Source organism: Pseudomonas sp. D3-10, from assembly GCF_051132175.1.
Classification (GTDB): domain Bacteria; phylum Pseudomonadota; class Gammaproteobacteria; order Pseudomonadales; family Pseudomonadaceae; genus Aquipseudomonas.
In genome coordinates this window covers 5083705-5106116 of the sequence record NZ_CP071668.1, presented here as the reverse complement: position 1 = coordinate 5106116, position 22412 = coordinate 5083705, and the positions used below count along the sequence as shown (strand labels likewise).

General features: G+C 62.8%; 16 protein-coding genes. 9 read left to right on the top strand and 7 right to left on the bottom strand.

Translation table 11 applies throughout. From position 1 onward, the window contains the following. Positions 1–465, top strand: coding sequence for a bacterioferritin (gene bfr, locus J3P90_RS23135; protein ID WP_420767529.1), 465 nt, complete (start codon positions 1–3; stop codon positions 463–465). A 79-nt stretch (positions 466–544) separates the two neighbouring features. Here bfr and uvrA read toward each other — a convergent pair whose 3' ends face one another. Then, positions 545–3379 (bottom strand): excinuclease ABC subunit UvrA, encoded by a 2835-nt coding sequence (gene uvrA, locus J3P90_RS23130; RefSeq protein WP_434675453.1) that lies wholly within the window; start codon positions 3377–3379, stop codon positions 545–547. 168 nt (positions 3380–3547) lie between these two features. Between uvrA and J3P90_RS23125 the strand changes: the two genes are divergently transcribed. Together J3P90_RS23125 and J3P90_RS23120 are read left to right on the top strand one after the other, a co-directional pair. After that, positions 3548–4945 carry an MFS transporter gene (locus J3P90_RS23125; protein ID WP_434675452.1) on the top strand — a complete coding sequence of 466 codons (1398 nt, stop codon included), beginning with the start codon at positions 3548–3550 and terminating at the stop codon, positions 4943–4945. Positions 4946–4954: 9 nt separating this feature from the next. Continuing rightward, positions 4955–5470, top strand: coding sequence for a single-stranded DNA-binding protein (locus J3P90_RS23120; protein ID WP_024778338.1), 516 nt, complete (start codon positions 4955–4957; stop codon positions 5468–5470). Between the two features lie 91 nt (positions 5471–5561). Here the strand turns inward: J3P90_RS23120 and J3P90_RS23115 are convergent, their stop codons facing one another. After that, positions 5562–6119: a cysteine hydrolase family protein gene (locus J3P90_RS23115; RefSeq protein WP_420767532.1), complete on the bottom strand. Its 558-nt coding sequence runs from the start codon at positions 6117–6119 to the stop codon at positions 5562–5564. A gap of 98 nt (positions 6120–6217) precedes the next feature. Here J3P90_RS23115 and J3P90_RS23110 point away from each other — a divergent pair, with 98 nt between their 5' ends. From J3P90_RS23110 to J3P90_RS23100, 3 genes are all read left to right on the top strand, one after another. Beyond that, positions 6218–7213: a GlxA family transcriptional regulator gene (locus tag J3P90_RS23110; protein WP_434649890.1), complete on the top strand. Its 996-nt coding sequence runs from the start codon at positions 6218–6220 to the stop codon at positions 7211–7213. Positions 7214–7403: 190 nt separating this feature from the next. Further along, a complete protein-coding gene (locus tag J3P90_RS23105) occupies positions 7404–8513 on the top strand; it encodes a DUF3182 family protein (protein ID WP_420767534.1) in 1110 nt (369 codons plus the stop codon). After that, positions 8503–9261 (top strand): alpha/beta hydrolase family protein, encoded by a 759-nt coding sequence (locus J3P90_RS23100; RefSeq protein WP_305498458.1) that lies wholly within the window; start codon positions 8503–8505, stop codon positions 9259–9261. The genes J3P90_RS23105 and J3P90_RS23100 overlap by 11 nt, the downstream gene beginning before the upstream one ends. A gap of 44 nt (positions 9262–9305) precedes the next feature. Here the strand turns inward: J3P90_RS23100 and J3P90_RS23095 are convergent, their stop codons facing one another. Genes J3P90_RS23095 through J3P90_RS23080 form a run of 4 tightly spaced genes read right to left on the bottom strand, consistent with a single transcriptional unit; the run spans position 9306 to position 13330 of the window. Continuing rightward, positions 9306–10307 carry a lysylphosphatidylglycerol synthase domain-containing protein gene (locus J3P90_RS23095; protein WP_420767535.1) on the bottom strand — a complete coding sequence of 334 codons (1002 nt, stop codon included), beginning with the start codon at positions 10305–10307 and terminating at the stop codon, positions 9306–9308. Next, positions 10294–11592: a cardiolipin synthase ClsB gene (gene clsB, locus J3P90_RS23090; protein ID WP_420767536.1), complete on the bottom strand. Its 1299-nt coding sequence runs from the start codon at positions 11590–11592 to the stop codon at positions 10294–10296. The genes J3P90_RS23095 and clsB overlap by 14 nt, the downstream gene beginning before the upstream one ends. After that, positions 11589–12407 carry an endonuclease/exonuclease/phosphatase family protein gene (locus J3P90_RS23085; RefSeq protein ID WP_420767537.1) on the bottom strand — a complete coding sequence of 273 codons (819 nt, stop codon included), beginning with the start codon at positions 12405–12407 and terminating at the stop codon, positions 11589–11591. The genes clsB and J3P90_RS23085 overlap by 4 nt, the downstream gene beginning before the upstream one ends. Further along, entirely contained in the window at positions 12404–13330 is a 927-nt protein-coding gene (locus J3P90_RS23080) for a DUF72 domain-containing protein (protein WP_434675451.1), read from the bottom strand. The genes J3P90_RS23085 and J3P90_RS23080 overlap by 4 nt, the downstream gene beginning before the upstream one ends. Before the next feature lie 362 nt (positions 13331–13692). Between J3P90_RS23080 and J3P90_RS23075 the strand changes: the two genes are divergently transcribed. Continuing rightward, positions 13693–15738, top strand: a complete 2046-nt coding sequence (locus tag J3P90_RS23075; RefSeq protein ID WP_434676600.1) for a mechanosensitive ion channel family protein — start codon at positions 13693–13695, stop codon at positions 15736–15738. 125 nt (positions 15739–15863) lie between these two features. On the opposite strand, the gene J3P90_RS23070 is transcribed toward J3P90_RS23075, so the two are convergent. Continuing rightward, a complete protein-coding gene (locus J3P90_RS23070) occupies positions 15864–20177 on the bottom strand; it encodes a DEAD/DEAH box helicase (protein ID WP_434675450.1) in 4314 nt (1437 codons plus the stop codon). A 324-nt stretch (positions 20178–20501) separates the two neighbouring features. On the opposite strand from J3P90_RS23070, the gene J3P90_RS23065 reads away from it, so the two are divergent. Both J3P90_RS23065 and J3P90_RS23060 read left to right on the top strand, forming a co-directional pair. Then, positions 20502–21386, top strand: a complete 885-nt coding sequence (locus J3P90_RS23065) for a sugar nucleotide-binding protein (protein WP_420767540.1) — start codon at positions 20502–20504, stop codon at positions 21384–21386. Further along, entirely contained in the window at positions 21379–22308 is a 930-nt protein-coding gene (locus tag J3P90_RS23060; protein ID WP_420767541.1) for an NAD-dependent epimerase/dehydratase family protein, read from the top strand. The genes J3P90_RS23065 and J3P90_RS23060 overlap by 8 nt, the downstream gene beginning before the upstream one ends. Positions 22309–22412 lie beyond the last annotated feature (104 nt).

Here is a 22412-nt window from a genome sequence, read left to right as displayed (position 1 = left end):
ATGCAAGGTCACCCAGACGTAATCGATTACCTCAACACGTTGCTGACCGGCGAACTGGCGGCCCGTGATCAATATTTCATCCATTCGCGGATGTACGAGGATTGGGGTTTTACCGAGCTCTACGAACGTATCAACCATGAGATGGAAGAAGAGGCTCAGCACGCCGATGCGCTGATGCGCCGGATCCTGATGCTTGAAGGCACGCCACGCATGCGTCCGGACGACCTGGACATCGGCACTACCGTGCCTGACATGCTCGCTGCCGACTTGCGTTTGGAGTACAAGGTTCGCGCTGCTTTGTGTAAAGGTATCGAGCTGTGCGAGCAGCACAACGACTATGTAACTCGCGAGATCTTACGTGTGCAGCTCAACGACACCGAAGAAGATCACACTTACTGGCTGGAAAAACAGTTGGGCCTGATCAAGCTGATCGGGTTGGAGAATTACCTGCAATCGCAATATTGATCGTAGGCAGGTTCTCTCTGAAAAACGAAAAGCCCCTGGCATCGATGGGATGCCAGGGGCTTTTTCGTGTCCGGGCCAATCAGTCCCGGTCACGCTCCAGCAATGGCTTGAGGTAGTGCCCAGTGTGGGACTGCTTCATTTCCGCCACTTGTTCCGGCGTACCCACCGCGATGATCTGTCCGCCCTTGGATCCGCCCTCCGGCCCCAGGTCCACCAGCCAGTCAGCGGTCTTGATCACGTCCAGGTTGTGCTCGATAACCACCACGGTGTTGCCGTGATCGCGCAGGCGGTGGAGCACGTCGAGCAACTGCTGGATATCGGCGAAATGCAGACCGGTGGTCGGCTCGTCGAGGATATACAGGGTCTTGCCGGTATCGCGCTTGGACAGCTCGCGGGATAGCTTCACCCGTTGGGCCTCCCCACCGGACAAGGTCGTCGCCGATTGCCCGAGCTTGATGTACGAAAGGCCTACATCCATCAATGTCTGGAGCTTGCGCGCCAATGCCGGCACCGCGTCGAAGAAGACCCGGGCCTCTTCGATGGTCATCTCCAGGGTTTCGTGGATGTTCTTGCCCTTGTACTTGATCTCCAGTGTTTCCCGGTTGTAGCGCTTGCTCTTGCATACGTCGCACGGCACGTAGATATCGGGCAGGAAGTGCATTTCCACCTTGATCAAGCCATCGCCCTGGCAGGCTTCGCAGCGTCCGCCCTTGACGTTGAACGAGAACCGGCCTGGCCCGTAGCCCCGTGAGCGCGATTCCGGTACGCCGGCGAACAGCTCACGGATCGGTGTGAACAATCCGGTGTATGTCGCGGGGTTGGAACGTGGCGTCCGGCCAATCGGGCTCTGGTCGATGTCAACGACTTTATCGAGATGCTCGAGGCCCTTGATGCTGTCGTGGGCGGCGGCTTCCAGGGTCGTGGCACCGTTCAAGGCCGTGGCGCTCAGTGGGAACAGCGTGTTGTTGATCAACGTCGACTTGCCGGAGCCGGATACGCCGGTGACGCAGGTCAGCAGACCAACGGGAATTTCCAGGTCGACATTGCGCAAGTTGTTGCCGCGGGCGCCCTTGAGGGTCAGCGACAACTTCTTGTTACGCGGCGTACGTTTGGCCGGCACCTTGATCTTCACTCGGCCAGACAGGTACTTGCCGGTCAACGAGTCAGGGTGCGCCATGACCTCGGCCGCCGTCCCTTGGGCGACGATGTGGCCGCCGTGCACGCCCGCGCCGGGACCGATGTCCACTACATAGTCGGCCAGGCGGATCGCGTCCTCATCGTGCTCGACCACGATGACTGTGTTGCCAATGTCCCGCAGGTGTTTCAGCGTTCCGAGCAAGCGGTCGTTGTCCCGCTGATGCAGGCCAATGGACGGTTCGTCGAGGATGTACATGACGCCCACCAGGCCGGCGCCGATCTGGCTGGCGAGGCGGATACGCTGGGCCTCGCCACCAGACAGCGTGTCAGCGCTGCGGTCGAGGGTCAGGTAGTCCAGGCCTACGTTCACGAGGAACTGCAAGCGCTCGCGGATTTCCTTGAGGATCTTGTCGGCGATTTCGCCCCGACGGCCCGTCAGCTTGAGCCCACCGAAATAATCGGTCGCATCGCCGATCGGCAGGCTGGTCACCGCCGGCAAGGTTTTCTCGCCGACCCACACGTGCCGCGCCTCCCGGCGCAAACGGGTGCCGCGGCAGTCCGGGCAGGGCTGGGTGCTGAGGAACTTGGCCAGTTCCTCACGCACGCTGGCCGACTCGGTCTCGCGGTAGCGCCGCTCCAGGTTGGGCACGATGCCTTCGAACGGGTGGGAGCGCTTGACGATATCGCCACGGTCGTTCAGGTATTTGAAGTCGACGTTTTGCGAGCCGCTGCCTTGCAGGATGAACTTCTGCTGTTCGGCGGGCAGTTCGTTGAAGGGTTTGTCCAGGCTGAACTTATAGTGAGCCGCCAGCGACCCGAGCATCTGGAAATAGTAGACGTTACGCCTGTCCCAGCCGCGAATCGCGCCCTCGGCCAGGGTCAGTTCGCCATTGACCAAACGCTTGGTGTCGAAGAACTGCTTGACCCCCAGACCGTCGCAGGTCGGGCAAGCGCCGGCCGGGTTGTTGAACGAGAACAGCTTGGGCTCCAGCTCGCTGATGGCGTGGCCGCAGATTGGGCAGGCAAAGCGCGCGGAAAAGATGATCTCTTCGCCGGGTTCGTCGTCCATCGGCGCAACCAACGCTATGCCGTCCGCCAGTTTCAGGGCCGTCTCGAAGGATTCGGCGAGGCGCTGTTGCAGGTCGCCCCGGACCTTGAAACGGTCCACTACCACGTCGATCGAGTGCTTCTTCTGTTTATCCAGCTTCGGCAGTTCGTCCAGCTCGCACAGCTTGCCGTTGACCCGGGCACGTACGAAGCCTTGAGCGCGCAGTTCTTCGAACACCATAAGGTGTTCGCCCTTGCGCTCGCGTATGACCGGCGCCAGGAGCATCAACTTGCTGCCTTCGGGTTGGGCCAGCACCAGGTCGACCATCTGGCTGACGGTCTGGGCTTCCAGCGGGATGTCGTGGTCGGGGCAGCGGGGCATGCCGACACGCGCATACAGCAGGCGCAGGTAGTCGTAGATCTCGGTAATGGTGCCTACCGTCGACCTCGGGTTGTGGGAGGTCGATTTCTGCTCGATGGAGATCGCCGGCGACAGGCCTTCGATGGTGTCGACGTCGGGTTTTTCCATCATCGACAAGAACTGCCGGGCATACGCCGACAGCGATTCGACATAGCGTCGCTGGCCTTCGGCGTACAAGGTATCGAAGGCCAGGGATGATTTACCGGATCCGGACAGGCCGGTGATGACGATCAGCTTGTCCCGGGGCAGGGTCAGGTCGATGTTCTTCAGGTTGTGGGTACGGGCCCCACGAATCAGGATCTTGTCCAAAGTGGCCTCGCTCGGCGGGCGTCGAAAACGTAGGAGTATACGGGTAAACACTGGATGGATACACACTATCAAGTGTCATACATGAAGACTGCGCGGCAAACGGTCGCCATATACCCCCTCAATCGATGGGACTGGTAGAATCCCCGCCGGTTCACACGAGGTTTTTCCATGCACGATCCCCACAGCGAACGCATGAGTAGCGGCGAGACCCGCGCGGCAAGCGGTCTGGCCCTGGTGTTCGCCTTCCGCATGCTGGGCATGTTCATGGTGTTGCCGGTACTGGCGACCTATGGCATGGACCTGGCGGGCGCGACCCCGGCCCTCATCGGGTTGGCGATCGGCGCCTATGGCCTGACCCAGGCCATTTTCCAGATTCCCTTCGGCATTATTTCCGACCGTATCGGGCGACGTCCCGTCATTTACCTGGGGCTCATCGTGTTTGCCCTCGGCAGTGTGCTGGCGGCGAACGCGGATTCGATCTGGGGCGTGATCGCCGGACGGATCCTGCAAGGGGCGGGGGCGATTTCCGCCGCCGTCATGGCCTTGCTGTCAGACCTGACTCGCGAACAGCATCGGACAAAAGCCATGGCCATGATCGGCATGACGATTGGTCTGTCGTTCGCGGTCGCCATGGTTGTAGGACCGTTGGTGACGCGTGCCTTTGGCTTATCGGGCCTGTTTCTGGCAACCGGTGCCATGGCATTGGTCGGTATCCTCATCGTCGCGGTCTTCGTGCCGCGCTCTACCGGGCCCTTGCAGCACCGCGAATCCGGCGTGGCCCGCCAGGCGCTGGTGCCGACACTCAGACATCCCGACCTGCTGCGCCTGGACCTTGGCATCTTCGTCCTCCATGCCATGCTGATGTCCAGCTTCGTGGCCCTGCCGCTGGCACTTGTGCAAAAGGCCGGCCTGCCCAAGGAGCAGCATTGGTGGGTCTACCTGACGGCACTGGTTATTTCGTTCTTCGCCATGGTCCCGTTCATCATCTATGGCGAGAAGCGACGCAAAATGAAACGAGTTTTACTCGGCGCCGTCGTGACCCTCATGCTCACTGAGCTATTCTTCTGGCAGTTCGGCGACAGCCTGCGGGCCCTGGTGATCGGCACCGTGGTTTTCTTTACCGCGTTCAATCTGCTGGAGGCGTCGTTACCGTCGCTGATCAGCAAGGTTTCACCGGCGGGCGGCAAGGGCACGGCGATGGGGGTGTATTCCACCAGCCAATTCCTCGGTTCGGCGTTGGGCGGGATTCTCGGCGGCTGGCTGTTCCAGCATGGCGGTTTGTCGGCTGTGTTCCTGGGTTGCGCCGCGCTGGCTGCACTTTGGTTGGCCTTTGCTGTTACCATGCGCGAACCTCCGTATGTGACGAGCCTGCGCTTGCCGTTGTCGCCCGAAGCCATTCGCGAAGCAGGCCTGGCCGAGCGCCTCAGGGCCGTCGTTGGAGTAACCGATGCAGTGGTGGTCGCCGACGAGGCGGCCGTATACATCAAACTGGACACCGAATTATTGGATCGTGCGACGCTCGAGCGCCTGGTGAACAACCCGGCCCCGGCAGCGTGCGAAGCCTAGGAGAACGTTATGGCCCGTGGGGTTAACAAAGTCATATTGGTCGGTACTTGCGGCCAGGATCCAGAAGTTCGCTACCTGCCTAACGGCAACGCCGTGACCAACCTGAGCCTGGCGACCAGCGAACAATGGACCGACAAGCAGACCGGCCAGAAGGTCGAGAAGACCGAATGGCACCGCGTGTCGATGTTCGGCAAAGTGGCCGAGATCGCCGGCGAATACCTGCGCAAGGGTTCGCAGGTGTACATCGAAGGCAAGCTGCAGACCCGCGAGTGGGAAAAGGACGGCATCAAGCGCTACACCACTGAAATCGTGGTCGACATGCAAGGCACCATGCAATTGCTTGGTGGCCGTCCGCAAGGCGACCAGCAGCAGGGTGGCAACAACTACCAGCAGTCCGCCCCGCGCCAGCAAGCCCCTCGTCCGCAGTCAGCGCCACAGCCACAACGCGAGCGCCCGGCCCCACAACAGGCCGCGCCGCAGCCGGCACCGGATTTCGACAGCTTCGATGACGATATTCCGTTCTGAGGCAGCTCTGAGCATCAAGCCCCAAGCTCCAAGCTGAAACAAAACCGCGCTTCGGTTCCCGAGGCGCGGTTTTTTTCTGCCTGAGAGTTGGTTAGGGCTTTTCGACAGCCAGTAGTTGTTCCGTACTCACCACCTTCGCATAGGCAAACCCCAGCGCTGACATGAATGCGGCATGGACATGGGCAGCAGGGACGACAAGCCCATTGAATTCCAGGTCGCGGCTGGCGCAGGCGTCGTGGACCACCGTCACCTCATAACCCATGTCAGCGGCCGCCCGCGTAATGCCGTCGATGCACATGTGGCTCATGCTACCCACGACCACCAGCCGTTCGATACCGTGATGCTCGAGTGTCGCTTGCAGCTCGGTTTCGCGAAACGCATTGACGAAGTGTTTGAGCACCACCGGTTCGTCGGCGCGGTTGGTTACCTTGGGGTGCAACTGCGCGCCTTCGGAGCCTGGCGTGAAGAAAGGGGCCTGGTCGGAAGTGAATTCATGGCGGATGTGAATCACCTGGTTTGCGGCCTGGCGAAACGCCTCGATCAACCTGGCGGCGTTATCGGCGGCTGCTTCGGCGCCGGCCAGAGGCCATTTCCCTTGGGGGAAGTAGTCATTCTGGATATCGACTACGATGAGCGCTTGCTTGGACATGGGGTCTTCCTCGTTTAATCAGGATGTGGCGCCAGTATTGGCGTTTGTCCGGGATTCGACGATTGGCCGCAACGACAATAAGCGAGGGAAAACTGACAATGGCGCAGGAAAGGGCATTCGTCGAACTCGGCGTGCTGATCTACCCCGGCGCGCAAATGGCGGCGGTGCACGGTTTGACCGACTTGTTTGCGGTGGCGGATGCCATCGCGGCGGAGCAGGCCAGTGTGCAATTGCCACGGCTGCGCGTAAGTCACTGGCAAACGGCGAACGGCGAAGTGCCGTCGCGGGTGTTTGCCAGCGATGCCGGTCCGCACGCGCCCTTGATCGCCTTGTTGATACCGCCCTCTATTGCAGGCTTCAATGAAGCTATCGCGACGCCGACCCTGATGGATTGGCTACGGACGCAGCACGCAGGTGGCACCGTTTTGGGCGGGGTTTGCGTCGGCTCGATCCTGCTGGCCGAAAGCGGTTTGCTGGATGGGCGCAGCGCGACCACCCATTGGACTTCAGCCACGACCTTCGCGGCGCGTTATCCCAAGATCAAGCTGGACGCCGATAAACCCATTGTGGACGACGGCGATCTGATCACCACCGCCGGGCTCATGGCCTGGGCGGAGCTTGGGCTGCGGCTGGTGGATCGTCTGCTCGGGCCAAGCATCGCCACACGCACCGCACAGTTCCTGGTGATCGAGCACAGCGACAGCGCGAGCCAGTGCGGCAGCAATTTCGCGCCAATCCTGGGGCATGGCGACGGTGCGATCCTGAAGGTGCAACACTGGCTGCAACGCAGCGGCGCGGTGGATGTTTCCCTTGGCGCGATGGCCGAACAGGCGGGACTGGAAGAGCGCACCTTCCTGCGCAGGTTCCGCGCGGCCACGGGGCTCAAGCCCACCGAATACTGCCAGCACCTGCGAGTTGGCAAGGCTCGGGAAATGCTGGAATTCACCAACGGCACCATCGATCACATCGCCTGGACCGTCGGCTATCAGGACCCTTCTGCCTTTCGAGCGACTTTCAAGAAAATCACCGGCTTAGCGCCGAGTGACTACCGGGCGAAATTTGGCGTGACCCCTCAGAACGCACCCAGAGGCTGACGGGGATGTGCGCAGCGGTCGTGCAAATTGCCGGACGTCCGCTTGCAGTCGTGCAGAATGAAACAGGCCCGGTGCCACATTATTCGCCCATCCCCCCGTTTCCTCGACCGTTCGTCCCCTGCCGAGCCGTTGGCCTGATCTCTGCAATCCTTATAGCTACGGCTATTGAGCGCAGTTAAAAGGACAACGCATGACGTCGATCCCTCGTGACAAATTAGTGGTGGCCCACTCGGTCAATCCCCAGGCACCCCTGCATGAAGTCGAAACCAATAGGGCTCTGGCCCGCTGGTTGGCGAATATCCTTGGCTTGGAATACGGCGGCAGTTACGACAGCCAGCAACACGCCGAGCGGGATTTGTATCTGTTGCCTACGCAAACTCTGATCGGTCCAGAGGCCGCGTTGCGTCTGGGCGTCAAGGGACCGGACGATCTTTGGGGCGGCTATGTCGATCACGATTTCATCTGCACCAAGGCGATTGCCCATGGTCTGTTGAATAAGGACGCGGTCGCGCCGAAGGGCTGGTCACCGCTGTTCGGCAAGTTGACCCGTGGCGTCGTGCTTGATGGTGTCAGCGTCTTCTCGCTCAAGGATGCGCGCCAGGCCGCCGAGCATTTGCTCTACGCCGGGCCGATTCGCTTCAAGCCAATCCATGCTTGTGCCGGACGGGGTCAGCGGGTTATCCGCAGCATCGCGCAATTCGATGAAATCGTCGCGGCTCCAGACGCCCAGGCGTTATTCAGCGAGGGGATCGTGCTGGAGCAGAACCTCAATGAGGTCAAGACCCAGAGCGTGGGCCAGAGCTTTATCAACGGCAAGGTCCTGAGCTATTGCGGCGTCCAGCACCTGACCCGCGACAACCAAGGCGAAGAGGTCTACGGCGGCTCTGACCTGCTGGTGGCCCAGGGTGGCTACATCGAGTTGCTCGGCCTGGAATTGCCGGACGATGTACGCGAAGCGGTGCGGTTGGCGCAGGTGTTCGATGACGCTGCCAACCAGGCGTATCCCACGTTCTTTGCTTCGCGGCGCAACTACGACATTGCCCAAGGGACCGACACCGGTGGCCAATTTCGCGGCGGCGTGCTGGAGCAGTCGTGGCGAATGGGCGGCGCCAGCAGCGCGGAGCTCGCGGCATTGCAGGTGTTTGTCGAGGATCCCGCGACCCGCGCGGTTCGGGTGTCCTCGGTTGAGACCTACACCGACCAACCACTGCCGGCCGGCGCTACGGAGGTTTATCGCGGTGCGGCAGAAAATGGTGATTTCCTACTCAAATACGTAACGGTCCAATCCTATGACGGCTAGAAGCGAAACCATCCAGATTGCCATTGACGATGAGCATATGAACGGGACCTTCCTCAGCCCCAAGTCGAAGGTCCCCGGCGTGTTGTTCGTACACGGTTGGGGCGGCAGCCAGGAGCGCGACCTGGAGCGGGCCAAGGGCATCGCTGGCCTGGGCTGTGTCTGCCTGACCTTCGACTTGCGCGGGCATACGGGGGGCGCCGGGATCCCGCTGTCACGGGTCACGCGGGAGGACAATCTGCGGGACCTGCTGGCGGCCTACGACCGATTGCTCGCCCATCCCGCCCTCGATACCTCGGCGATAGCCGTGGTTGGCACCAGCTACGGTGGCTACCTGGCCTCGATCCTGACCTCGCTGCGTCCGGTGCGTTGGCTGGCCTTGCGCGTGCCGGCACTTTATCGCGACGAGCAGTGGCACACGCCCAAGCGCGACCTGGATAAAGCCGACCTGCTCGATTATCGCAGCACGCTCGTCCATGCCGACACCAATCGCGCCTTGCACGCGTGCTCGCAGTTCACAGGCGATGTGCTGCTGGTGGAGTCCGAGACCGACGATCATGTGCCCCATGCCACCATCATGAGCTACCGCGCCGCCTGTCAGCAGACCCATTCGCTGACCCACCGGATCATCGACGGCGCCGACCATTCCCTGAGCGACCCCGTGTCACAACAGGCCTACACCTCGATCCTGGTGAGCTGGATCACGGAGATGGTGGTGGGCGAGCGGTTGAGCATCATTCAGGAGCGGTAGACATAAGTGTCCAGGCGGGCCTGTTCGTCGGATCAGGCACCGCATCACTTGACCCCAGGCTTGACCCGCAACGCCTTGGCCTTCGCCTCGATCACCAGGTACATCACCACCGTGATCAACAACGGCAGGATGAAATAGATCGCCCGATAGGCAATCAGCCCCGCAATCAAGCTGCCCCGCGACACCTCATGCTGCAGCAGCGCGACGAACACCGCTTCCAGCACGCCGAGCCCAGCGGGAATGTGAGTGATCACCCCGGCGATACTGCTGATCAGCAACACCCCGAGCACCACCGGGTAATCCAATTTGCTCGGTAGCAACGTAAAGATCACCGCCGCCATCAGCGACCAGTTCAACGCCCCGAGGGCCAGTTGCAGCACGGCCATGCGCAGGGAAGGCAGGTTGATCTCCATCCCACGAACCGTCCAGGCGCGGCGTTTTGAAAAGCGGCAGGCCAGCAGGTAGCCGGCGCTTGCCAGCAACAACAGCGCCCCGACGCCTTGCAGTGCATTGCTGCTCAGCTTCCAGCCTGGAGGCATGGTCACCAGGCCGCTGCTGAACACCACGCCGGCCAGGGTCATATAACCGAACCAGTTGGTTGCCAGGCTCAAGCCCAGGATCTTGGCGATATTGCCCGTGCTCACCCCCAGCCGCGAATAAAGTCGGTAGCGCATGGCGATGCCACCCACCCAGGCGCTGAGGTTGAGATTGAACGCATAACTGATCACCCCCACCGGCAGGATCTGCCGCCACCCAAGTTTCTGCCGGATGTAGGTACGGCCGATCAGATCGAAGCAGGCGTAGGTGACGAAACTGGTGATGGTCAGGGCGGCGGCAATGAAAAGCGTGCGCAGCTTGAAGTCCGCCAGGGTGGTGAAAACCTCGGACCAGTCGATGCGCCGAGCCAATGCGGTGAACAGCACAATCAACAGCAGAAAAAAAGCCAGGGTCAGCGGGCGTTTCCAGCGGCTCCAGCGGGACTTGGGCTTGGCCTGTTCCGGCGCATGGGCATCTCTCGGCGCGGTGTGCGCGTCAGAGTGGTTCATGGGGTTCGCTCCGGACCGCCGTCGGCGGTGAAAAAGGTTTCAGACGTGGTTTATGGGCCGGCAGCCATCCGGCCCAGGCCGGAAAATGACGCAGGAAGTGGAACACCATGAAACCGATAGTCATGCGCCAGAGCAGCCCGCGCGGGGCGTGGTTTTCTGGCATGACGGTGCAGTGATTGCGGCTCAGGTGTTCGAGACGCTCGAACAGCTCGCGGTTGAAGCCGCGGTCGCGGATCAGCACGTTGGCTTCCAGGTTCAGCGACAGGCTCAGCGGGTCGAGGTTGCTCGAACCCACGGTGGCCCAGTCCTCGTCCACCAGGGCGACCTTGCCATGCAGCGGGCGCTCGCAATATTCGTAGATCGTCACGCCGGCCTTGATCAAATGGTCATAAAGCATCCGCGCCGCCAGCTTGGCGATCATCATGTCCGGTTGCCCTTGCAGGATCAGCCGGACCTCGACGCCGCGTCGCGCGGCGTTGCGCAGCTCACGCAGCAACCGATAACCGGGGAAGAAATAGGCGTTGGCGATCACTACCCGGCGCTGGGCGCTGCGCAGCACTTGCAGGTAGACCTCCTCGATGTCGGTCTGATGCTCGTGGTTATCGCGATAAACCAGGCGCACCTGACCGTCATGATCATTGAATGCCAGCTCGGTACGGCGGCTGCGGCGACGTTGCCACCAATACTTGGCCCGGGCCGGACGCCCGGTTTGCAGCAGCGCGAAGTGATGGATATCCACCACCGCCGGGCCTTTGATCTCCACCGAATAATCCTGCTTGGCCTCGGGGCCGAAATCGCCCAGGTGGTCAGCGGAAAAGTTGATCCCGCCGATGAATGCGATCACGCCATCCACTACCACGATCTTGCGGTGCAGGCGGCGGAACCAGTTGGTGCGGATGCCCAGGTGCCGTGGGGCAGGGTCGAACATTTGCAGGCGTACTCCGGCATCGCTCAACGACGCGAGAAACGCAGTGCTCAGCTCACCGCAACCAAAACCGTCGAGGTTGACGGTGATGCGTACGCCGCGCTTGGCCGCGTCCACCAATATGTCCCGCAGTTCGAAGCCGACCTTGTCCTCGAACAGAATGAAAGTCTCCAGGAGAACTTCTTCCTGGGCACGGCGAATCGCCTCGAAGACACGTGGGAAATACTCCTCTCCGTTTTCCAGGAGCGTGACGCGGTTGTTGCCATGCCAGCCATATTCGACGTCGGCCAGCGCCGGGTTGCGCTCGGTGGGCGGTACCTCGACCTTTTCCACCGTCGCCTTGTTCATCGTCGCGCTCATAATTCAATCTCCACCGACAGCGGTGCGTGGTCGGAAAGGTGCGACCAGGGTCGTACATTCAGTACCTGGGCGTGATGGGCCTTGAGGTTGCGCACATAGATCCGGTCCAGGCGCAAAATCGGCAGGCGTGCCGGAAAACTTCGGGCCGGTTTGCCCCACTGTTCAGCGAACACCTCCCGCAAACCGCAAGGTTCGAGAAGGTCAGTGGCCTTGCCGCGCCAATCGTTGAAATCCCCCGCGACGATCACCGGGGCCTCGGGCGGCAGCTCGCCCAGGCGTTGGCAAAGCAACTTCAATTGTTCGACGCGATGGCCTTCACGCAGCCCCAGGTGGACGCAAATGGCGTGCACGTCCCGTCCACCCTCAGCGTTCGGCAGGCGCAATACGCTGTGCAGCATGCCGCGGCTTTCATGGCCGCTGATGGACACGTCGAGGTTGTCGTGGCGGATGATCTGGAATTTCGACAGCAACGCGTTGCCATGGTCGCCCGCCGGATACACCGCGTTGCGCCCGTAGGCGAACTGCGGCCAGAGGGTGTCGGCGAGGAATTCGTATTGGGGAATGCTCGGCCAGTTGCTGTAGCGCTGGGGATGGTGCTCGTGGGTGCCATGCACTTCTTGCAGGAACACCACGTCGGCGGAAACGCTGCGCACGGCTTCGCGCAGTTCCGGCAGGATGAAACGCCGGTTCAACGCGGTGAAGCCCTTGTGCGTATTGACCGTCAGCACCGTGAATCGATTGACCTGGTCGAGCAAGCGCTGCGCGGCGTCCTGCAACGGCTCGCGGGTGGCTTCGCTGGATTCTGGCGTGCTCATGGCAATACTCCTTCTGCCGGGCGCTCACCGGGAGCGGTGGCGAGGTGCTTGTCCAGGTCGAAGCGCTCCAGCAGGTGGCGCGCGTCGTAGGGCGCGCGGACCTTGATGTCGTTGTCGAAATAGCAGAACACCTCTCGGCTCTTGCGTGCCCGAGGCTTTTTTTTCGGATCGATCAACTGGGCGTCGCTCGGCTGCGTGCCGTGGCTCCAGGCCTCGATCCGGTCGCCCCAACGCTTGAGCGCCTCGTCGGTATAGCCGCTGGCGTACAGCTCTTCGGCACCGTGCAGGCGCAGGTAGACGAAGTCACTGGTCACATCCTCGCGATAGGGCCATTTTCCGGCGGTATCGGCGACCACCAAGGCGACGTCGTAGCGTTTGAGCAGGGCGACGAAGCGTGGGTCGACGAAGCTTTCATGCCGGATCTCCACCGCGTGGCGCAATGGTCGCTTTTTATCGGTCTCGGTGCTGGCGTGGCCGTCCAGGCGCGACTCGTGCTCGCGTGCCAGCGCGGCGGCGGCGTGGGTGTCGTGGGGCAGCTGCTTGAGGAAGTCCTCGAACAGCTCCGGGTCGAATTTGAAGTTGGGCGGAAACTGCCAGAGGATGGCGCCGAGTTTTTCCTTGAGCTCCAGCACCCCGGAAGCGAAGAAATTCGCCAACGGCTTGTGGATATCCCGCAGGCGTTTGACATGAGTGATGAAGCGCGGCGCCTTGACGCTAAACACGAAGCCTGGCGGCGTCTCGGCGTACCACTGGGCATACCGCTCGGGACGTTGCAGGGCGTAGAACGATCCATTGATTTCGATGCTGTTGACCGCTCGAGAGGCGAATTGCAGTTCCCGTTTCTGCGCCAGCCCCTTGGGGTAGAAGTCGCCCCGCCAAGGCGCGTAGCGCCAACCGGAAATGCCAATGTGGATCGCCGTCATGTATCCCTCCCGTGCCAATGACCTCGTACCGCCTGTGTCTTTTGATGACCGCTGGGCGGGCTGGAAAGTTTCGATGGCCTTACCGACGGAAGGGGCTGAGCAGTTGTGGCGAGGGGATTTATCCCCGCTGGCCTGCGCAGCAGGCCCAATAAGGTCGGGCATGATCAGCCTGAGACACCGAGGGGCTGCTTTTGGGGCCGCTGCGCAGCCCAGCGGGGATAAATCCCCTCGCCACCAGGGTTGTATTGGCCTTCCGAGCGAACTTGCCGGCCCGTTGTTGATCAGTTCCTTACCGATCCTGCGTGAAGGAGCCCTGCGTCTTGTCCCGATTGAGCACTGTGTTGCTGCTTTTCCTGCTGGCCATGGCCGGCACCAGCGCCTACGGGACCGCTGCGATCCCCGGCACCTCCAAGCCCGCCGAAGCCCCGGCCGAACCCGAGCCGCTGGTACAGGGGGGCCTGTTGGGGGCCATCAGCTCGAGCATCGACGACGTCCAGGACAAGCTCGACCTTGACCGCAGCCTGGTGGGCGCGTGGCGTCTGCGGGCGGATCGTGCGGCGGACGAGGTGGATCGCCTGGTGGATCAGACGTCCCGCTCGTCGTGGCGTGTGGCGGGGGATTTCCTGTTGCTTTCGGGCGTGTGGCTGGGGACGTTTGCGCTGATATGGAGCAGCACGCGATTGCTGATGCGCCGTTTGAGTCGGCGCCGCTGGCTGCGCACTCGCCAACGGATGCTGGACCTGCTCGGCTACCTGCTGCCTTACACGTTACCGGCCGTGGCCTGTCTGCCGCTGACCCTCTATGTCAGCCATTTCCTGCAAGTGTCGGTCGGCCGGGCGTTGGCGTTGTGTTTTGCCTACGCCACCAGCAGCGGCATTGTCTCCACATCGGTACTGCTCTGCGTCATCGTCATGTTCAATGGCGGCCACAAGCGGCGAGCAGTGGCGATCCTTCGTCGTTTCAGCCCGCGGCCGTTGTTCCTGATCGGCTTCCTGGCCGCGCTGAGCGATGCCTTGACCAGCCCGCAGATCGCTCGACAGCTGGGTGGCAACATCACCAGCAGCGTCGCGGTGTTCACCGGCCTGTCGGCTTCGATGATCTTCGGTTGGCTGGTGATCCACATGCGCCGGCCGGTGGCCCATCTGATCCGCAACCGGTCGCTGACCCAGCGCTTGAAGCAACCCGCATTGCAGGAGTCGCTGCGGATCTTTTCCGGCCTTTGGTACTGGCCGATCCTGCTGATGGTACTGGTGTCGGCGGTGAGCCTGGTCGGTGTCGGCGAGGACAACCAGAAGGCCCTGCGTTGCGCCTTGTTCACCACCATTTTGCTGATCGCGACGGTGTTCCTCAGCACCGTGTTCCAGCACATCTTCAAATCACCCAAAGCCGAGGCCATCCAGCGCCACAGCGCCTACAAACGGCGGCTGTTGAGCCTGTTGCATGGATTGTTGCGCATCGTCATGGCCGTGGCATTCATTGAGATCCTCGGGCGGATCTGGGGCGTGTCGCTGTTCGAGTTCGCCTCGCGCAATGCCGTGGGGCGGGCGATCAGTGATTCCCTGAGCCGCATTGGCTTGATCTTTCTGGTGACGTGGTTGACGTGGGTAGTGCTCGACACGGCGATCCAGGAAGCACTGAAACCACCGCTCAACAAGCGCGGCGCTCGCCAGCCCAGCACGCGGGTCAAGACCATCCTGCCGCTGTTGCGCAACGCGTCGAAAATAATCCTGGTGGTGATTTGCGCGATCACCACCATGGCCAATCTCGGCATCAACGTCGCGCCATTGCTCGCGGGGGCCGGCGTGGTGGGGCTGGCGATTGGTTTTGGATCGCAACAATTGGTACAGGACGTGATCACCGGGCTGTTCATCATCATCGAGGACACGCTGTCCATTGGCGACTGGGTGGTGCTCAGCTCCGGCCATGCCGGCACCGTCGAAGGCCTGACCATCCGCACCCTGCGCCTGCGCGATGGCAAGGGCTTCGTGCATTCGGTGCCGTTCGGGCAGATCAAGGCCGTGACCAACCAATCCCGGCAATTCGCCTTTGCGTTTTTCTCGGTGCAGTTCACCTACGACACCGACGTGGACCGCGCCATCGAGCTGATCCGCGAAGCCGGCGATTCGATCTCCGAGGACCCATTTCTCAAGTTCAACCTGCAAGGGCCGCTGGATGTATTCGGCGTGGACAAGATGGACCTCAACGGCGTGGTCCTCACCGCCCAGTTCCGCACGGTCTCGGGCGGACAATATGCCGTGAGCCGGGCGTTCAACCAGCGGTTGAAAAAGCTTGTGGATAACGAGCCGTCGGTGCACTTCGCGCAGACTTATCCACAGCAGGTGGTGTTGCCGAAGCGCTTGGTTGAGGAGCCGAAGGAGGAAGGTGCTGCCCCTGAGCAAACTCAGTAAGTTGCTCAGTTTTATAGTGATGCTAGTGGCCCCTTCGCGAGCAGGCTCGCTCCCACAGGGTTGGCCATTCACCGTAGATCCAATGTGGGAGCGAGCTTGCTCGCGATGGGTCCAGCCAGACACCCTCAACTTTTCTGAATAAGCTTGTTCCTGACCCCCGCCATCCCTTCTGCATCCAACTCCACAAACAGATGCTGCTTGCCCGCAACCACCGCAGCCACCGGCAACCCGTCCCGATAAACCAGCCGATTACTCGCCAGCGCCGGTACTTTCGCCCCCGGCAGCAACGTGCCAGCGAGGTTCAACGGATCGACCCCGCACACCGCCACCAGGCTGCCATCGATGGGCCTGCGCCGTGCGTCGCGCAGCAGCGGGATGGCTTCAGGCAAGGCGAACTGTTCGCCGGCCAGCCCGCTGACGAAACGCCCGCCCCGAATCTCGCCTCGCGCCTCCAGGCGATGAAACGTGCGCAGCAACTCACGCCAACTCGGCAGCCAGTCGGCTTCGCGTTCCAGCAAACGCCAGAACACCACGCCATAACGGCGCAGCAGGGTCATGGCGATGTGTTCCAGGGTGTCGGGCGGTGTGGGCGCGGGCCGGTTGCCGGGTTCTGGCGCTGGCGAGCTGCGGCGCAGCAAGGCCCAGCGCCCGGCATCGTCCATGCCTCCGACAAACGCCCCGCGCCCGCGCCGGCTGCTGCGGGCCTGGCGTTTGCTGGCGGGGGTGATCAGGGCACGCAGCCCGGCGAAGCTGTCGGCATTCACCAGCCCGGCACCGACCAATTCCTGCAAGGCGGTTTCCAGTTCGCTGCGCAGCAGGTGGGCCTCGTGCAGCAATTCATCGAAAAACAACGCGCCGTGTTCACTGAGGGCTTGATGGACTTTTTGCGTCTTGAGCGACAGTTCGCTGATCGGTGTCTGCTCGGCGAGGCTGCTCCACAGCGCGACCTTGGCGCGCGGCAGCAACACGATTGGCGTGCTGCGCAGGGCGCTGGCGGACAGCTTCTGGCGGGCGCTCAGGCGCGTCCAGACGAACTTGCCGCTGCGGCACAGCTCGTCAAGCCAGCTCGGCGAATAATCCTTGATCCGCGCCGGCAGAAGGTCGCTGTCCCAGGCCGAGGCGGCGGCCGGGTAGCCTTCGAACTGGCTGATGATCGATGGCAGCACGGCGCTGCCCCGGCCCTGGCTGGACGGCGACAAGTGCTGCCAGTCGAACAGGAACCGCATGAAGTCCTGCAACATTACCGGCTCGATTTCCCGGCGCAGGCGCTTGACCGTGTAGCGGTGGATCCGCGCCAGCAGATGCCGTTCGCACCATTCCTCTTGCCCGGTGCCCGGGGTAAAGCGACCGCGCAGCACATAGCCTTGCTGTTCCAGCTGGGCCAGGGCCTGGGTCGCTTGCGCCGGCGACAGCCCGAGCGGGTAGGCGATCGCAGTCAATGGCTGCGGGCCAAAGGCACTGAGACGCGCGCGCAGCACTTCCACCACGGCCTCGTCGCTGTCCCACGGCGCATCAAACCCCGGCAGCGGTGCCAGCGGCGGCTGCCATTGGGCTTGTGGATAAATTGCTTGCAAGCACGTCAGCCGCTCCAACGGCACCCACAGGCCGCGTTCATCGCTGATTCGCACATGGCTGGCGCGGCCGCGCTCGGCCAGGGTTTGCAGCCCCTCCAGCCACGACGGATCGGCGCTGGCTTCGCTGTCGGCGATGCAGGCCAGGCTCATCAGCGCTTCGTGGATTTCATCGATACTGGTCGGCGTCGGCCAGGCCTCTTCCCGCACGGCCTGGATGGCATCGGCGTCCAATGCGCCCAGGTCATCGGTGGACTGCGGATCGCTCCAGCGTCGATTGATCACCGCTTGGGTGCGGCGTTCTTCCAGCGGCGCGTCGTCGAGAAAGGTATAGGGCCGGGCGCTGAGGATTTCTGCCGCCAGGGGCGAAGGCGCAGGCAGGTCGCGGCTGACCAAGTGTATCTCGCCCGCCTCCATCCGCCGCAGCAGGGCCAGCCAGCCTTCGCTGTCCATGGCTTCATGGAGGCAATCATCGAGGGTCTGTTCCACCAGCGGGTGGTCGGGAATCTCACGCTCGCCGGCGAGGTTTTCCAGGCACGCGATCTGGTCAGGAAATACGCTGGCGATCAAATCTTCACTTTTCATGCGCTGGATCTGCGGCGCGACTTTGCGCCCGCCCGTGTAGCGCGGCAACGCCAGGGCCACGCCGGCGTTCCAGCGCCAGCGCACGCCGAACAACGGCGCGTCCAGCACCGCCTGGACCAGGATCTGTTCGGCGCTCTGGCTGTTGAGGTAGCGCCAGACTTCGTCGAGTTCGAAGCTGTGGCTGGTGGACAGCGACAGCACGATGGCGTCCTCGCTGGAGGCGGCCTGCAATTCGAAGTTGAAGGTGCGGCAGAAACGCTTGCGCAGGGCCAGGCCCCAGGCGCGGTTGATGCGACTGCCGAAAGGCGTGTGGATGATCAGTTGGGTTCCGCCGGATTCGTCGAAAAACCGTTCCATCACCAAGGTGTCCTGGGAGGGCAGGGCGCCGAAGGCCAGGCGCGCCGGGGCCAGGTAGTCGAGGATCTGTTCGGCGCTGGCGAGGTTCAGGTGCAAGGTGCCGGTCAGCCAGTCGAGGGCCGGTTGCAGGTTGCCCGGCGTGGCGCCGAGCAACTGATCCAGCTGGGCTTGCAGGCGGGCCACGGCCAGGGACAGTTCGGCGCTGCGCCCTGGGGCTTCGCCGAGCCAGAACGGAATGGTGGGCGGTTGGCCCTGGGCGTCCTCGACCCGCACGCGGCCGGTCTCGACGCGGATGATCCGGTACGAGGTATTGCCGAGTTGGAAGACGTCGCCGGCGATGCTCTCGACGGCGAAGTCTTCGTTGACGCTGCCGATGTTCAAGCCCTGCGGTTCGAGCAGCACGCTGTAGTCAGCGTTGTCCGGGATGGTGCCGCCGCTGGTCACGGCCGTCAGCTTGCTACCCCGCCGTCCACGCAAGGTCCGGGTCACGGCATCGCGGTGCAGGTAGGCACTGCGTACGCCTTGCCGGCCATTGAGGCCTTCGGCGAGCATTTGCAACAGGGCCTGGTAATGATCTTCGTCGAGCCCGGCATAGGGCGAGGCGCGGCGGAACATCTCCAGCAACGCCTGCTCATGCCATTCCTGGCAACTGACCTCGGCGACGATCTGCTGGGCCAGGACGTCCAGCGGCGCCTTGGGGATGTGCAGGATGTCCAGCTCGCCACGGCGCACACAATCGAGCAGGGCGGCGCACTCGATCAAGTCGTCGCGCGTGGTAGCGAACAGGCGCCCCTTGGGCGTGCCGCCGACCTGGTGACCGGAGCGGCCAACCCTTTGCAGGAACGCCGAGATCGAACGGGGCGAGGCGATCTGGCAGACCAGGTCGACGTCGCCGATATCGATGCCCAACTCCAACGACGCCGTGGCGATCAGTACCTGCAGCTCGCCGCGCTTGAGGCGTTGCTCGGCGTCGAGGCGAAACTCCTTCGCCAGGCTGCCGTGGTGGGCCGCCACCGAGTCTTTGCCCAGGCGCTCGCTCAAGTGACGACTCAGGCGTTCGGCCAGCCGCCGGGTGTTGACGAATACCAGTGTGGTTCGGTGCGCCCGGGCCAGCTCGGCGAGGCGGTTGTAGACCAGTTCCCAGACGTCATTGGCCATTACCGCAGAAAGCGGCACCGGCGGCACCTCGATGTCCAGGTCGCGGGGGCGGGCGTGGCCGATGTCGACAATTTCACAGGCGCGTCCTTCACCGACGAGAAACCGCGATACCGCCTCGATGGGCTTTTGCGTGGCGGACAAGCCGATGCGCACCAACGGTTCGGCGCACAGCGCTTGCAGCCGTTCCAGGCTCAAGGCCAGATGACTGCCGCGCTTGCTGGCGGCGATGGCGTGGATTTCATCGACGATCACCGTGCGGGTGCTGGCAAGCATCTGCCGGCCGGAATCGGAGCCGAGCAGCACATAGAGCGATTCGGGCGTGGTCACGAGGATGTGCGGCGCGGTCTTGCGCATCGCCGAGCGTTCTTTTTGCGGCGTGTCGCCGGTGCGCACGGCGGTGGTGATGGGCAAGGGCGGCAGCCCCATTCGCTGCAATTGCTCAGTGATGCCGGCCAGGGGATTCTGCAGGTTGATCTGGATATCGTTGCTCAAGGCCTTGAGCGGCGAGACGTAGACCACGAGTGTCTCGTCCGGCAGCCCGCCTTGCTCCAGGCCGCGATGTACCAAGTCATCCAGGACCGCGAGAAATGCGGTCAGGGTCTTGCCCGAACCCGTGGGCGCGGCGACCAGCACCGAGCGGCGCTGGCCGATCAACGGCCACGCCCGGGCCTGGGCGGCCGTGACGGCCGGGAATGTCTGGCTGAACCAGGCGCGAACGGCGGGATGAAAGCCTGCCATGGCGTGGTCGGCTGCAAGGGGCAGATTCATGGGGGCAGTTTAGGCGGGTGGGGTGGGGAGGATGCAAGTGGCGAGGGGATTTATCCCCGCTGGACTGCGCAGCAGTCCCTTTAATTAACACCTGGGTGGGTCAGGCTCGCCTCATTTGCTTGGTTGGGGCTGCTGCGCAGCCCAGCGGGGATAAATCCCCTCGCCACAAGAGCTCGGCAACCGCCTTGGAAGACGGCAAACCCGGCGATCTACACATTACGGATGACGGTTGCGCACTAAACCCGCAAAATGCAACGATTCCGGCGACGCCCTCGGGCGTTGTCGACCAAATTCTTGTGCCAACAGACTGGGCCTGCTGACTTTATGCGAATGCGCCTTATGTTACTGGGCGGCGGAAATGCCCTTGGGCAGGCGCTGATTCGCCTCGGTGCGGAAGAAGACATCGGTTTTCTCGCCCCCCGCCCCCCCGAAGACGGCTGGGATGCCGCGAGCCTCACGCAGTTGCTCGACGACACCCGGCCGGACGCCTTGATCAACCTGGCGTACTACTTCGACTGGTTCCAGGCCGAAACCGTCAGCGAGCAACGCCTGGCCAGCCAAGAGCGGGCGGTCGAGCGCCTGGCCGAACTGTGCCAGCATCACAACATTGTCTTGCTGCAACCGTCGAGCTATCGCGTGTTCGACGGCTCCCGCGCCACCGCCTACAGCGAAAAGGATGAACCGGTGCCCCTGGGCCTGCGTGGCCAGGCGTTGTGGCGCATCGAGCAAAGCGTGCGCGCCACTTGCCCGCAACATGTTCTGCTGCGTTTTGGCTGGCTGCTGGACGACAGCGCCGACGGCATCCTCGGCCGTTTCCTGGCCCGGGCCGAGCAGCCTGAAGAGTTGTTGCTGGCCGACGACCGTCGGGGTAACCCCACGCCGGTGGACGATGCCGCGCGGGTGATCATTTCGGTGCTCAAGCAACTCGATTGCGCGGCGCCGCTGTGGGGCACCTATCATTACGCCGGGCATGAGGCGACCACGCCGCTGGCTTTGGGCCAGGCGATCCTCACCGAAGCCCGCGCCCTGCACCCGCTGGCCATCGAGTCGCCGACGCCCCAGGCCCACGCCGCAAGGCCGGACGCGGCGGAAGAACCGCAGCACGCGGTATTGGCCTGCAAGAAAATTCTGCACACCTTCGGGATCAAGCCCCGCGCCTGGCGCGCCGCACTCCCGGCCCTACTGGATAGGTTCTATCGCCATGGCTGAAGGCCCAGTTCTCATCACCGGCGGCGCGGGTTTCATTGGTTCGCACCTGACCGACGCCTTGCTTGCCAAAGGGCATTCGGTGCGCATTCTCGATGACCTGTCCACTGGCAAGCGCAGCAACCTGCCGCTGGATAACCCGGCTCTGGAGCTGATCGAGGGCGATGTCGCCGACGCCGCGCTGGTCGCCCGGGCCGTGGCCGGTTGCAGCGCCGTGGCGCATCTGGCCGCCGTGGCCTCGGTGCAAGCCTCGGTGGACGACCCGGTGCGCACGCACCAGAGCAATTTCATCGGCACCCTGAACGTCTGCGAAGCCATGCGCCAGGCCGGGGTGAAGCGGGTGCTGTTCGCCTCCAGCGCCGCGGTCTACGGCAACAATGGCGAAGGCCAGTCCATCGACGAAGAGACGCCCAAGGCGCCGTTGACGCCTTATGCGGCAGACAAACTGGCCAGCGAATTCTATTTCGACTTCTATCGTCGCCAGCATGAACTGGAGCCGGTGGTGTTCCGCTTCTTCAACATCTATGGTCCGCGCCAGGATCCATCCTCGCCGTATTCAGGCGTCATCAGTATCTTCAGCGAACGGGCGCAGAAAGGCCTGCCGATCACCGTGTTCGGCGACGGCGAGCAGACTCGGGATTTCGTCTACGTTGAGGATCTGGTGGACGTGCTGGTCCAGGCCATCGAAAAACCGGAAGTGGAGGTCGGCGCGGTGAATGTCGGCTGGAACCAGGCCACGACCTTGAAGCAGATGCTCCAGGCCCTGGCCGTGGTGGTGGGCGATTTACCTACGATCAGCCATGGCCCGGCGCGCTCCGGCGATATCCGCCATTCGCGGGCAAACAATGCTCGTTTACTGGAGCGCTTCAACGTCCCGAAGCAGACGCCGATGAGCGTGGGGCTGGCGCGGTTGTTGGGGCGCTGAGTTTCGCAGCCGAAAAAAAGGCGCCTTTCGGGGCGCCTTTTTTGTAAGTCATGCATCGCTTTTGTGGCAAGTGAAACCTGTGGCGAAGGAGCTTGCTCCCGCTC